Consider the following 13,558-nt stretch of genomic DNA (forward strand, 5'->3'; position numbering starts at 1 on the left):
GTGCTTGACGAGCTCCTTGCCGCATGGATCAGTCGCCAACGATGGTTCGGCGGCAAGGGGCGCGCGATCGACTCACTGTCGATCGAGTCGGACGTCGTGATCGACGCCGACGACCCCGGACTACGCCACCTGATCGTGTCCGTGTGGCAGGGCGCTTCGAGAGAGCGCTACCAGATCCTGCTCGGCATGCGGACCGAGCTGCCCGACCGGCTGAAACACGCGCTGATCGGCACGCACGGCCCCTACGCCTTCGAAGGCGGCCCCGAGTATCCCGAGTGGTATCTCTATGACGCCGTCCACGACCAGGCCCTGACCCGCTGGGTCCTGGAGTGCATGGCCGAGGGCAGCGGCTGGGGCACCGTGCGCTTCCGCCACCTGCCCGGCGTCACGATCGACACCACGCCGCGCAGCCTGGTGCTCGGCGCCGAGCAGTCCAACACCTCGCTCGTGTACGGGGACGCGTACATCTGCAAGTTCTTCCGCCGTCTGATCCCCGGCGTGAACCCGGAGCTGGAGATCATCACCGCGCTGGCCCTCCACGAGTCCCCGAACATCGCCAAGCCGTACGGCTGGATCGAGACCGACCTCGACGGCACGCCCACGACGCTCGCCATCATGCAGGAGTACCTGTCCACCGCCAACGACGGCTGGGACCTGGCCCTGGCCAGCGTGCGCGACCTGTACGGCTCGACACCCGAGCTCTCCGCGGCCGACGCCGGGGGCGACTTCGCCGCCGAGGCGCACCGGCTCGGCGTGGCCACCGCCCACGTCCACCTGGAGCTGGCCGGCGCCTTCCCCACGGACGTGATCGAGGCGCACGAGGTCAAGCGGATGGCCGAGGGCTTCCGGCGAAAGCTGGGCCGGGCCGTGGGCGAGGTGCCGGAGCTGCGCGAGCACGTCCACACGCTGGAGGAGGCCTATCACCAGGTGGAGGAGCTGACCGTCGAGGTGCCCGTACAACGGGTGCACGGCGACTACCACCTCGGCCAGGTGATGCGTACCCCGATCGGCTGGGTGGTGCTCGACTTCGAGGGCGAGCCGGGCCAGCCCCTGACCGAACGCCGGGCGCTGTCGTCCCCGCTGCGTGACGTGGCCGGGATGCTCCGGTCGTTCGACTACGCGGCCAGGCACCTGCTGGCCGACCACCCGGAGCCCGAGTCGCTGGAGCCGCGGGCCGCCGAGTGGGCCGACCGCAACAGGCGCGCCTTCCTGGACGGCTACGCCGAGGGTGGTGGGGTGATCTCCTCGACGGACGCGGCCCTGCTACGCGCGTTCGAGCTGTCGAAGGCGGTGTACGAGGTGGTGTACGAGGCCCGCAACCGGCCCTCGTGGATCCCCATCCCGCTGGCCGCCTTCCGCCGTTAGCGCAGCTCTTCGATCAGGCTCGACAGGCCCTGGGCGCCGTGGCCGGCCGCCACCCGCCGGTCGAGGACGTCCTGCATGGGGAGCAACAGGTCCGGCTTCACCCCCTGATCCTCGAAGGCGCGGACCAGGTTGACCATGCCGACCCGGTTGACCTCCAGGTTGGAGACGTCGGTCGCGTAGTCGCCCGCCTCGATGTCCACCGCCCATCGGGGCTGCGCCGCGGCCATCGCGTTCAGCCACGGCACCAGCAGTTCCGTGGTGAACTCCGTCACCGACCCCTTCTCCGAGGCGATCAGCGCCGCCGCCTCCAGGAAGCCGGCGATCTGGCCGTACATACCGGTGAGCATGGCCAGGTCGTACAGCGGCGCGAGCCCCGCGTCCGCACCCAGGTAGCGCGGCCTGGCCAGCGCGCCCAGCGCCTCCTCGTACCGCTCGAAGGCGGGCTGCGAGCCGCTGTAGAGGATCAGCGCGCCGGGTGTGCCGATCATCTGGGGCACGGCCATGATGCCGCCGTCCAGGTAGTCGCCGCCGCGCGCGGCCACCCACTCCGTCAGCTCCCTGGCCTCGGCGGGCCTGCCGTTGGTGAGGTTCAGCAGGACCCGGTCGGCGAGCTGGACCGAGCAGAGGACCTCCCGTACGGCCGCGTAGTCGAGCACGCAGACGATCACCAGCGGACTGGCCTCGACCGCCTCCGCCGCGGTCGCCACGCTGGTGGCGCCCAAACCGTCCGCCTTGCCTTCCGTACGGTTCCACACGGTGACGCTGTGACCGGCCTTCACAAGAGTCCGGGCCAATGCCCGGCCCATCAGCCCCAGGCCGAGAATAGAGATACGCATGCTGAGCAGTCCTTTCCGTTGACGGCTTCCACACTGCTGGCCGGGGGTTATGGTCGGATTCGGACTGGCTTACGGGGGGCTGATGAGATTCGGGGTGCTGGGCCCCCTCTCGGTGTGGACGCCGGACGGGCAGCCGGTCCAGGTGCCAGAAGCCAAGGTCCGCGCGCTGCTCGCCGACCTGCTGGCGCACCGCGGCCGGCCGGTCTCCACCGACCGGCTCATCGACGACCTGTGGGGCGACCGCCCGCCCGGCAACCCGCCGGCCGCGCTCCGGGTCAAGGTCTCCCAGCTGCGCTCGGCGCTCGGCGACCGCTCGCTGGTGGCCTTCCGGCCGCCGGGGTACCTGCTCGCGGTGTCCCCGGAGGCGGTGGACGCGGACCTGTTCGAGTCCCTCCTCGCCCGTGCCGGGCGGAGCGACGATCCGCTGGTACGGCAGGCGCTGCTGACCGAGGCGCTGGGCCTGTGGCGGGGGACTCCGTACGCCGAGTTCGGCGACTTCGCCCGGGCGGCCGCGGCCCGGCTGGAGGAACAGCGCCTGGTGGCACTGGAGGAGCTGGCCGAGACCCGCCTGGACCTGGGCGACCACGGTGCCCTGGCGGCCGACCTGGCCGGCCTGGTGGCCGCGCACCCCCTGCGCGAACGGCTGCGGACCGCGCACCTGCTGGCGCTGTACCGGGCTGGGCGGCAGAGCGAGGCGCTGGCCGGGTACGGGCAGCTGCGCGGGCTGCTGGCGGACGAACTGGGCATCGACCCCGCACCGGAACTGACGGCCCTACACGCGGCAATCCTCCGCCAGGACCCCACCCTCGACCCACCCCCGCCGCCACACCCCGACCCGGCCGCGCCACTCGCGGGTCCGCCGCACAGCGGCCAGGCCGGATCGGTTGTCGGGCCGCCGGGGACGAATCTGCCCGCGCCGCTCACCGGGTTGGTCGGGCGGGGTGTGGAGGTGGCCGAGGTGCGGGCGTTGCTGCGGGGTGGGCGGCTCGTTACGTTGACCGGGCCTGGTGGGGTGGGTAAGACGCGGCTTGCTCTGGAGGCCGCGACCGAGACCGGCCAGCCGTTCCCGGGAGGTGTGTGGCTGGTCGAGCTGGCGGCGATCACACCGCCCGCTGAGCCGGGTGTGGTGGCTGAGGCGGTGGCGGCCGTGCTGGGGGTCAGGGATGATCTGCCTGGGTCGGCGGTCGACCGGCTCGGCGCCGCGTTGCGTACCCGCGCGACGCTGCTCGTCCTCGACAACTGCGAGCACGTGGTCGAACAGGTCGCCGAGCTGGCCGAGCGGCTGTTGCGGGCCGCGCCCGAGTTGCGCGTGCTGGCGACCAGCCAGGAGTCGCTGCGCGTCCCCGGTGAGGTGCTGTGGAGTGTGCCGCCGCTCGGGCCGGAGGCCGCCGCGGAGTTGCTCGCGGCACGGGCGGGCGTCGGGGCGGGGGACGACGGCGTGGCGGAGATCTGTGCGCGGCTCGACGGGATCCCGCTCGCGCTGGAGCTGGCCGCCACCCGGCTACGCGCGCTCACCCCACGCCAGCTCGCCGCCCGGCTCGACGACCGGTTCCGGGTGCTGGCCACGGGGCATCGGGGCGCGCCCGCGCGGCAGCGGACGCTTCGGGCGATGATCGACTGGAGCTGGGAGCTGCTGACGGGTGGTGAGCGGCTGGTGCTGCGGCGCCTGGCCGTGCACGCCGACGGGTGCACGCTCGAAGCCGCCGAGGCGGTCTGCGCCGAACCCGGCCTGGACGTGCTCGACCTGCTGGCCAGGTTGGTGGACAGGTCGCTGGTGGTACGGGCGCCGGGCGGCAGGTACCGGCTGCTGGAGTCGGTGGCGGCGTACTGCCTGGAACGGCTGTCCGAGGCGGACGAGACGGTGACGGTCCGGCTGCGGCACGCCCGCCACTACGCCGACCTGGCCGAACGCGCCGAGCCCGGCCTGCGCGGACCCGAGCAACCGCGGTGGCTGGCCCTCCTCGACGCCGACGCCGCCAACCTGCGCACCGCGATCGAGACCTCCCTCCGGCTCAAAACCACACAAGACGCCGTCCGGCTGGTGAATGCGCTGGCCTGGTACTGGGTGTTGCGGGGCCGGCTCGGCGAAGGACAGCGGGCGTTCGAGGCGGTGCTGGCTGTCGTCGACGACGCGCAGGCCCGGGTCTGGCTGGCCGGGCTGCGGATGCTGGCGGGGCAGGGGCGGGCCCCCGACCTGGAACGACCGGCCGACATCGCGGATCCGGCGCGCCGGGCCAGGGCGCAGTGGTTCCTGGCCTTCACGCTGTACGGCTACGACGACCCGGCGGCCACCGACGCCTACCTGCACAGCGCCCTGGAGTACTTTCTGGCCGCGGACGACCGGTGGGGCACGGCGGCGGCGCTGAGTCTGCGGGCCAGGCGGGCGCTGCTGCGCGGTGATCTGGTGGCGCTGCGGCGGGACGGGGAGCGGGGGCTGGAGCTGTTCCGCGAGGTGGGCGACCGGTGGGGCGAGATGCGGGCCGCCGAGAACCTCGGCACGCTGGCCGAGATCACCGGCGACTACGAGCAGGCCGCGGAGCTGCGCCGCGACGGGCTGCGCATCGCCGAGGAGCTCGGGCTGTGGAGCGAGGCGTCGGGCGCCCTGTCCAGGCTGGGCCGGGTGGCGCTGCTGACCGGCGACCTCGACGAGGCTCGGGAGCTGCACGAGCGGGCCAGGCGGCTGGCCGTCGCCAGGTCGGATGTGCCGTTGAAGGAGTTCGCGGAGGTCGGGCTGGCCTTGGTGGCTGGGCGGCAGGGACGGCTCGACGAGGCGGACGGGCTGCTGCGCCGCTGGTTGCGCTGGGTGCGTGAGGTGGCGGGTGAGCCGGGGGCGGCGTTGATCCTGGCCGAGCTGGGGTTCGTCGCCGAGCAGCGGGGGGACGCGGCGGCGGCGCTGGAGTGGCAGCGGGAGGGGCTGGCGATGGCGCGGCGGGTGGGCGATCCACGCGCGATCGCGCTCGCGATGGAGGGCCTGGCCGGGGCTCAGGCGCTCGGCGGACAGCACGAGGAGGCGGCCAGGCTGCTGGACACGGCCGGCGCGCTCAGGGCGTCGGTGGGCGCGCCGCTGCCCGGGGCCGAACGCGGCGACGTCGATCGGATCGCGGCCGCGGTGCGGGTGGCGCTCGATCTGCAACGGCTGCCGGACCATTCCTGACCTGCAAATATCCGGGTTTGGCAGTCAAGGTAATGATTCGCCATTACTCTTCGTGGGCGTTCCCGTACACACAGGAGTGATGGTGTTTCTCCAACTCGCGCTCGCTCTGTTCGTCGCCGTCGCCGGGCACGCAGGCGTGGCCGACGCAGACCATCCGCTACCCAACACAAAGCGGCATTTCGCCCTGGCGTCTTCTCTCGATAAACCCAAGATTCCGCACTTTCGGTGATTGTCTCCGTGATTGCGGGCAGTGGCCTGGGTTGGAGGGTTGACGTAGGGCAAGGTGGGAGCATGCCGATGAGGACAGAGCTCGACCGACTCGCGGGCGGAGCACACCACGATCCGCATTCCGTGCTGGGAGCGCATCCCGTCGAGGGGGGTGTCACGTTCCGTACGCTGCGCCCGCTCGCTGAGCGGGTGCAAGTGGTGATGGACGACGGAACGGCCCACGATCTGAAACACCAGGCCCATGGGGTGTTCGAGGTCACGGTCAAGGGGCTCGACAAGGTGCCCTCCTACACGTTCAGCGTCCAGTACGCCGGCGCCGAGCCGTACTCGGCGCGTGACCCCTACCGTCACTGGCCCACGCTGGGCGAGGTGGACCTGCACCTGATCGGCGAGGGACGGCACGAACGGCTGTGGGAGGTGCTCGGCTCGCGCGTGATGCTGCACGAGGACGTCGACGGCACCGCGTTCGCCGTCTGGGCGCCGAACGCGCGCGGCGTCCGGGTCGTCGGCGACTTCAACCACTGGGACGGCACCGCCTACCCGATGCGCTCGCTGGGCCGTTCCGGGGTGTGGGAGCTGTTCATCCCCGAGCTGGGGCAGGGCGAGCGGTACAAGTTCCACATTCTCGGCGCCGACGGCGTGTGGCGGGACAAGGCCGACCCGATGGCCAGGCGGACCGAGGTGCCGCCGCAGACCGCGTCCGTGGTCGAGCACTCGGCCTACACCTGGGACGACAGCGCGTGGATGACCGAGCGCGCCGAGAAGGACGCGCAGCGGGGCCCCGCGAGCGTCTACGAGGTGCACCTGGGGTCGTGGCGGCCCGGCCTGTCCTACCTGGAGCTGGCCGAGCAGCTCGTCGACTACGTCCAGGACATGGGCTTCACGCATGTGGAGCTGCTGCCGGTGGCCGAGCACCCGTTCGGCGGGTCGTGGGGCTACCAGGTGACCTCCTACTACGCGCCGACGGCCAGGTTCGGCTCGCCCGACGAGTTCCGCCATCTGGTGGACCGGATGCACCAGGCCGGGATCGGGGTGCTGCTCGACTGGGTGCCCGCGCACTTCCCGATGGACGACTGGGCGCTGGCCCGCTTCGACGGCACCCCGCTGTACGAGCACGCCGACCCGGCGCGCGGCGAGCACCCCGACTGGGGGACCTACGTCTTCGACTTCGGCCGCCGCGAGGTGCGTAACTTCCTGGTCGCCAACGCGATCTACTGGATGAAGGAGTTCCACATCGACGGGCTGCGGGTCGACGCGGTCGCCTCGATGCTCTATCTCGACTACTCGCGGCGCGAGGGCGAGTGGACGCCGAACGTCTACGGCGGCAGGGAGAACCTCGACGCGGTGGAGTTCCTCAAGGAGATGAACTCCGTCTGCTATCGGGAGGCTCCGGGCATCACGACCGTGGCGGAGGAGTCGACGGCGTGGCCGGGCGTGTCGCGGCCCGTGCACCTGGGCGGCCTCGGGTTCGGCTTCAAGTGGAACATGGGCTGGATGCACGACACGCTCGCCTACCTACGACATGAACCGATATTTCGCCAGTACCACCACCATCAGATGACTTTTTCGCTCATGTACGCCTACTCCGAGAACTTCGTGCTGCCGCTGTCCCACGACGAGGTCGTGCACGGCAAGGGCTCGCTGCTGGGCAAGATGCCGGGCGACGAATGGCAGCGGTTCGCCCAGCTCAGGGCCCTGCTCGCGTTCATGTGGGCGCATCCGGGCAAGCAGCTGCTGTTCATGGGCGGCGAGTTCGGCCAGGGCTCGGAGTGGTCGGAGGAGCGCGGGCTCGACTGGTGGGTGCTGGAGTTCGACGGGCACGCGGGCGTACAGCGGCTGGTCCGCGACCTGAACGGGCTCTATCGCGAGTGCCCGGCCCTGTGGGAGCAGGACGCGTCCCCCGAGGGCTTCCGCTGGATCGACGCCGACGACGCGCGGGGTAACACCTTCTCGTTCGTCCGTTATGCGACCGACGGGTCCGCGGTGGCGTGCGTGGCTAACTTCAGCGGCGGGCCGTATGAGACCTACCAGCTCGGCCTGCCGTACGGCGGGCAGTGGGCGGAGATCGTCAACACCGACGCCTACGACTACTGGGGCAGCGGGGTCGGCAACATGGGCTCGGTCGCGGCCGTCGAGGAGCCCTGGCATGGCCTGCCGTACTCCGCCACGCTGCGGGTGCCGCCGCTGGGCGCCGTGTGGCTGCGTCACGACGGGCTGGGAAGTTGATGCCAGTTCGCTGAGAAAGGCGCTTCACCCCTGTGCGCGCCGGATAAATCCCCCTAAAATCCAAGATCGTGCGACTTCGCCCCTTAGTAGTGTGCGCGATCCTGCTGGCCTTGGTGCCGGCTGCTCCGGCCTTCGCCGACGACCCGACGCCTACCGCGACCCCCTCGCCTAGCGCGTCCCAGGAGAAGCTCGAAGACGGCCTGGCTCTCGATGGCGGCACCGTGCGCGCCATCGTCGAGCTGGCCGACCCGGGGCAGAAAGCGCCCGTCGCCGGCGAGGCGGCGGCCGACAGCGTGGACGTCGTCCTGCAACCGGAGAGCCAGCCGTTCATCGTGGTCCAGGGCACCGCCGAGGAGCTCGCCGCGCTCGCCGAGGACTCGCGCATCACCTCGATCCACCGCGATCGCGCCTATCCCCCGTCGGCGGCCAACAACCTCGTCCAGATCGGCGCCGACCAGGCGCACGCCCAAGGCTTCACCGGCACCGGCCAGGCGGTGGCCGTGCTCGACACCGGCATCGACGAGGACCACCCGAACTTCGGCAGCCGGATCGTGGACGAGGCCTGCTTCTCCGCGGTGGACACGGGCGTGCAGTCGCTGTGCCCCAACGGCCAGACCTCGCAGACCGGTAAGGGCGCGGCCAACGCCATGACGGCCAAGTGCCTGGCCGACGGCGCGAACCTGTGCGAGCACGGCACCCACGTAGCGGGCATCGCGGCGGGCGACAGCGGCGTCGCGCCCGGCGCCGGGATCGTCGCGGTGCAGGTGTTCAGCCGGGTCGACGACGAGTCGGTCTGCGGCGAGGCGTCGTGCCTGCTGGCGTACGAGTCGTCGCTGCGGCTGGCCCTGGACTACGTGGCCGCCTCGACGCAGCCGATCGCCGCGGTGAACCTGAGCCTGGGCGGCGGGCTGTCCGAGACCTCCTGCGACGACACCGAGGAGGGCGCGATCTTCAAGCCGAAGATCGACGCCCTGCTGGCCAAGGGCATCGCGACCGTGGTCGCGGCCGGCAACGAGTACTTCGAGGGCACCTCCTTCCCCGCCTGCATCAGCTCCACGGTGGCCGTGGGCGCGAACGACGACAGCGACGCGATCGCCGACTTCTCCAACCGGGGAGCCGGGGTGGACCTGTTCGCGCCGGGCGTGGACATCGACTCGTCGGTGCCCGACAACCAGACGGCCGTCTACAGCGGCACCTCGATGGCGACTCCGCACGTGGCGGGCGCGCTGGCGCTGCTGAAGGCGCAGTCCCCGCAGACCTCGATGCCCGACCTGATCGCCAAGCTCAAGTCGGCCGGCCGCCCGTACGTCTATCAGGTCGGCGACACCCAGGTCACCACGCCGCGCCTGGACGTGCTCGCCGCGCTGACCGGCAGCACCCCGCAGCCGCCCATCACACAGACGCCCGCGCCGGCCCCCGAAGACCCCGACCCGGCCGACCCCGAGCCCGACCCGTCGGACAGCAGCGGCCCCTCGCCGTCGCCCGAGCCGTCGGAGACGATCACGACGACCCCGGTCCCGGTGCCGACCCTCACCGTAACCGTGACGGTGACCGTCACTCCCAAGGCTCCCGCCACGGTCTGTACGCGCGGTACGGCCGGCACCCGCATGACGGCCAAGAAGTGGGCCGTTGAGGTGCACCGGAGCACCGGCAAGCTCTCCGACGCCACGCTCACCTGCTACCTGAAGCTGGTGCAGAAGGCCAGCACGGTCTTCCCCGAGCTGACCAAGGCGTCATCCCTGGGCACCGCGTACCGGGTGCTGAAGACCACCAAGACGAACAGGGAGAAGCTGGACGCCGCCCTGCTGACCGGCTGGCTGAACTGGGCCAACGGAACGAACGGGACCGCGACCTTGAAGTCCGCCGAGAAGGTGCGGCTTTCCGCGAAGTCCACGACCACCGCGCTGAAGAAGGCGGCCAAGAGCGTCCTGCCGAAGTAGCGCAAAGGTTTCTCTGGCTTACATGCGTCACTTGGGAAACAAGGACATCACGGTTCACGTGCGTGGGGACTGAGCAGGCAATACGCCTGACCCCACCACGGAGGAACCAGTGAAGCTACGACCGCTGCTGACCGGCATGCTCGCGCTCGCCACGATCTCGGCCGCGCTCGTCGCGGCCCAGGCGGGCCACGCGGACAGCCTCGGCGCCGGCGGCCCGCTCATCAGCCCGGCGCTCGTCGAGGAGATGAAGACGACGCAGCACGTCCGCTCGATCGTCGAGCTGCATCCCGGCCAGGACGGCGAGGCCGTCGCCCGGGACATCATGGCGGCCTCCGACACGGCGCGGATCATCGAGTCGGCGAAGTCGCCGAACTTCTTCGTGGCCGAGCTCGACGGCGTGTGCCTGGACCGGCTCAGGAACGACCTCCGCGTCAAATCCGTCTACAAGGACGACCTGAGCTCGACGTTCCTGGACCAGAGCACCAAGGTGATCGGCTCCGACCAGGCCAACGCGGCGGGCTGGACCGGCAAGGGCACCACGGTCGCCGTCCTCGACACCGGCATCGACGACGACCATCCGTTCTTCACCGGCCGGATCGCGGACGAGGCCTGCTTCTCCTCCGCGAACCCGAGCGCCGAGGCCGTCTCGCTCTGCCCCAACGGGCAGCCCAGTCAGACGGGCCGCGGCGCGGCGAACGCCGAGACCCCGCTGTGCGTGGTGAACGGGCTCAACCAGTGCCTCCACGGCTCGCACGTGGCGGGCATAGCGGCGGGGGCCATGGTGCGGGGCGCTCCGTCCAACGGCGTGGCGCCGGGGGCGGCCATCCTGCCGATCCAGATCTTCACCCGCGTCAACAGCGCCGCGGCCTGCTCGGCGGCGGGAGCCCGTTCGGCTCCGTGCTTCCTGAGCTACACCTCGGATCAGAAGCACGGACTGGAGTACGTCGAGAGCGCGGCGAAGAGACTGCACATCGCCGCGGTCAACATGAGCTTCGGCGGCGGGCGCGTCTTCACCCAGCCGTGCGACGACGATCCGCGGGCCGGCGCGCACAAGGCGCAGTTCGACGCCCTGCGGGCGCTCGGCGTCGCGCCCGTGGTGGCGGCGGGCAACTCCGGCAACGACGGCGTCGCCTCGCCGGCCTGCGTCTCCAGCGCGATCACGGTGGGCGCCACCGACGACAGCGACCAGATCGCCTGGTTCTCCAACCGTGGCGCGATGCTGGACGTATTCGCCCCCGGAGTCAAGATCAACTCATCGGTGCCCGACGACACCTGGGCCGAGCTGAGCGGCACCTCGATGGCCGCACCGCACGTGACCGGCGGGTTCGCGGTGATGAGGCAGGCCTTTCCCACCATGAGCGTCGAGGAGATCGCGCGGCGGCTGCAGAGCACCGGCATGGACATTCCGTACAGCACCGAGCTCTCCCAGGTGCGCACCGAGCGGATCAACCTCGCCAGGGCCATCGGGCCGGCGCGGACCGGCGTCTGAGGCTCCGCCGTGCCGCGTCACGGACGCTGACCACGTCCGGCCATCGGCAGGAGTTGGGTCACCCATGACCGACTCCTGCCGCTTAGGGTGGCTTTTATGGACGCAGGCAAGGCGATCTTGGACACGGTTGACCGGTATCGCCAGCGGCGCACCGCCCCGCTGGTGCTGGAGCTCGATCTCACCGAAGGGCTCACTGAAGGACCGCCGGCGGACCCGCTCTCCGCCGTGCTGTCCATGCGCAAGACGCGACTGTCCGATGTGCTGTCGGGACTCAAGCGGGCCAGGCAGGACTCCAGGGTCAAGGCGCTGGTCGTGAAGATCGGCGGCAATCCGCTCGGTCTGGCGATGGTGCAGGAGCTCCGGCAGGCGGTGGCCCAGTTCCGCGCCTCGGGCAAGCTGACCGTCGCGTTCGCCGAGACGTTCGGCGAGTTCGGCAACGCCACCGTGCCCTACTACCTGGCCACCGCCTTCGAGCGGATCTACCTGCAGCCGAGCGGCGACGTGGGGTTGACGGGCGTGGCGCTGGAGCAGCGCTTCGTCAAGGGCAGCCTGACGAAGCTGGGCATCGGCTACGAGGGCGGCCAGCGCCACGAGTACAAGACCGCGGCCAACATGTTCACCCAGGACCACATGACCGAGCCGCACCGCGAGTCGATGACCCGCATCGTCGAGTCGGTCATCGAGCAGGTCACCGTGGGCATCGCCGACGGCCGCCGGCTCGACCCGGCCAAGGTGCGCGAGCTCGTCGACCGCGGGCCCTTCATCGGCGCCGAGGCGCTGGAGGCCGGTCTGGTCGACGGCCTGGCCTACCGCGACGAGGTGTACGACGAGGTCAGGCAGGCCGCGGGCGGTGAGCCGCACCTGCAGTTCGTCTCCCGGTACGCCAGGGCTGCGGCCGTGCGCAAGCTGCCGAACCCGACGGCCGACGGCATCGCGCTCGTCCACGGCCACGGGCAGATCAGGTCCGGCCGCAGCGGGCGCAGCCCGCTCGGCGGCGGCGGCGCGATGGGCTCCGACACGGTGAGCGCCGCGCTGCGGGCCGCCCGGCGCGACGAGCACGTCAAGGCGATCGTGTTCCGGGTGGACAGCCCCGGCGGCTCGTACGTCGCCTCGGACACGGTCTGGCGCGAGGTCGTGCTGGCCCGCAAGGTCAAGCCGGTGATCGTGTCGATGGGCGACGTGGCCGCGTCCGGCGGCTACTTCGTCTCGATGGCCGCCGACGTGATCGTCGCCCAGCCCGGCACGCTGACCGGCTCCATCGGGGTGTTCGCCGGCAAGCCGGTGATGCGCGAGCTGCTGGAGAAGGTCGGGGTCAACTCCGAACTGGTGGCCGAGGGCACCAACGCGGGCATGTTCTCCGCGACGCGGGCCTGGTCCCCCGAGCAGTGGGAGCGGGTCAACGCCTGGCTCGACCGGATCTACGATGACTTCGTGGGCAAGGTCGCCGAGGGCCGCGGCCTGACCCGCGACCGCGCCCACGAGCTGGCCCGGGGCCGGGTCTGGACCGGTTCCGACGCGCGGTCCTGCGGCCTGGTGGACGAGCTGGGCGGCCTCGAAGACGCGCTCGGCATGGCCAGGAAGCGCGCGGGCCTGGGCGCGGAGGCGCCCGTGCGGGTCTATCCGCGGCTCAACCCGCTGGAGCGGCTGCGCGGACCGGAGTCGAGCGAGGACAAGGCCGCCGCGCTGACCCGGGTCCGGCTGGACGCCTGGGGGCCGTTCGCCCGGCTCTCCGCCGAGCTGGGCTTCCCGGCCGCCGGGCCGCTGTCCCTCCCCGCGTGGTACAGGATCCAGTGAGGCTGCCGTACGGGCTGGGTCAGGAGCCCATCGGGCGGTAGCGGCCGCGCAGTCGTACGAGCGGCTGGAGAGAGGACGTGACGTACGGCACCGCGAGCACGCGCGCGACGAACAGCGTGTGATCCCCGGCGGGGACCACCTGGGTGGTCTCCGCCTCCAGGGCCGCGACGCCGTTCTCGACGACGATCGCGTCCGAGTGTGCGCCGCGGTGGTGCGCGATGCCCGCCACCAGGTGGCGGGCGCTGGGCCGGCCGGCGGCGGCGAAGCGGCTGGCGATCGCGGCCTGCCCGGCCGACAGGAGCGAGGCCGACCAGCGGTCCTGGCGCAGCAGCACCTCGCAGAGGTAGCCGTCGCTGCGCAGGCTCACCAGCACCAGCGGCGGCTCCAGCGAGACGGACATCAGCGCCGAGACCGTGGCGCCCAGGTCGTCGCGGTCGTCGCGCACGGTGACCACCGCCACGCCCGCCGCGAGCTGTGCCATCGCCTCGGTGAACTCGCTCACGGCGAGAGCCCCCGGAGTCCGGGG

The 13,558-nt window shown here is 71.5% G+C and carries 8 protein-coding genes; 6 read left to right on the forward strand and 2 right to left on the reverse strand.

From position 1 onward, the window contains the following. The gene (locus KME78_RS35015) at nucleotides 1–1,365 is read left to right on the forward strand and encodes a maltokinase N-terminal cap-like domain-containing protein (RefSeq protein ID WP_219533723.1); all 1,365 of its coding nucleotides are present in this window, start codon (nucleotides 1–3) and stop codon (nucleotides 1,363–1,365) included. Here KME78_RS35015 and KME78_RS35020 read toward each other — a convergent pair. Further along, the gene (locus tag KME78_RS35020; protein WP_219533724.1) at nucleotides 1,362–2,201 is read right to left on the reverse strand and encodes an NAD(P)-dependent oxidoreductase; all 840 of its coding nucleotides are present in this window, start codon (nucleotides 2,199–2,201) and stop codon (nucleotides 1,362–1,364) included. The genes KME78_RS35015 and KME78_RS35020 overlap by 4 nt on opposite strands. 82 nt (nucleotides 2,202–2,283) lie before the next feature. Here KME78_RS35020 and KME78_RS35025 point away from each other — a divergent pair, with 82 nt between their 5' ends. From KME78_RS35025 to sppA, 5 genes are all read left to right on the forward strand, one after another. Beyond that, nucleotides 2,284–5,355: an ATP-binding protein gene (locus KME78_RS35025; protein WP_219533725.1), complete on the forward strand. Its 3,072-nt coding sequence runs from the start codon at nucleotides 2,284–2,286 to the stop codon at nucleotides 5,353–5,355. Between the two features lie 297 nt (nucleotides 5,356–5,652). Continuing rightward, nucleotides 5,653–7,809 (forward strand): 1,4-alpha-glucan branching protein GlgB, encoded by a 2,157-nt coding sequence (gene glgB, locus KME78_RS35030; RefSeq protein ID WP_219533898.1) that lies wholly within the window; start codon nucleotides 5,653–5,655, stop codon nucleotides 7,807–7,809. A 68-nt stretch (nucleotides 7,810–7,877) separates the two neighbouring features. Further along, entirely contained in the window at nucleotides 7,878–9,749 is a 1,872-nt protein-coding gene (locus tag KME78_RS35035; RefSeq protein WP_219533726.1) for a S8 family peptidase, read from the forward strand. A 109-nt stretch (nucleotides 9,750–9,858) separates the two neighbouring features. Beyond that, nucleotides 9,859–11,238 carry a S8 family peptidase gene (locus KME78_RS35040; RefSeq protein WP_219533727.1) on the forward strand — a complete coding sequence of 460 codons (1,380 nt, stop codon included), beginning with the start codon at nucleotides 9,859–9,861 and terminating at the stop codon, nucleotides 11,236–11,238. Nucleotides 11,239–11,334: 96 nt separating this feature from the next. Then, entirely contained in the window at nucleotides 11,335–13,032 is a 1,698-nt protein-coding gene (gene sppA / locus KME78_RS35045; RefSeq protein ID WP_219533728.1) for a signal peptide peptidase SppA, read from the forward strand. A gap of 19 nt (nucleotides 13,033–13,051) precedes the next feature. Here sppA and KME78_RS35050 read toward each other — a convergent pair whose 3' ends face one another. Then, on the reverse strand, nucleotides 13,052–13,534 hold the full coding sequence (locus KME78_RS35050) for a flavin reductase family protein (RefSeq protein ID WP_308127250.1): 483 nt from the start codon (nucleotides 13,532–13,534) through the stop codon (nucleotides 13,052–13,054). Nucleotides 13,535–13,558: the final 24 nt, after the last annotated feature.

Origin of the sequence: Nonomuraea guangzhouensis, assembly GCF_019396345.1 — a bacterium.
Classification (GTDB): domain Bacteria; phylum Actinomycetota; class Actinomycetes; order Streptosporangiales; family Streptosporangiaceae; genus Nonomuraea; species Nonomuraea guangzhouensis.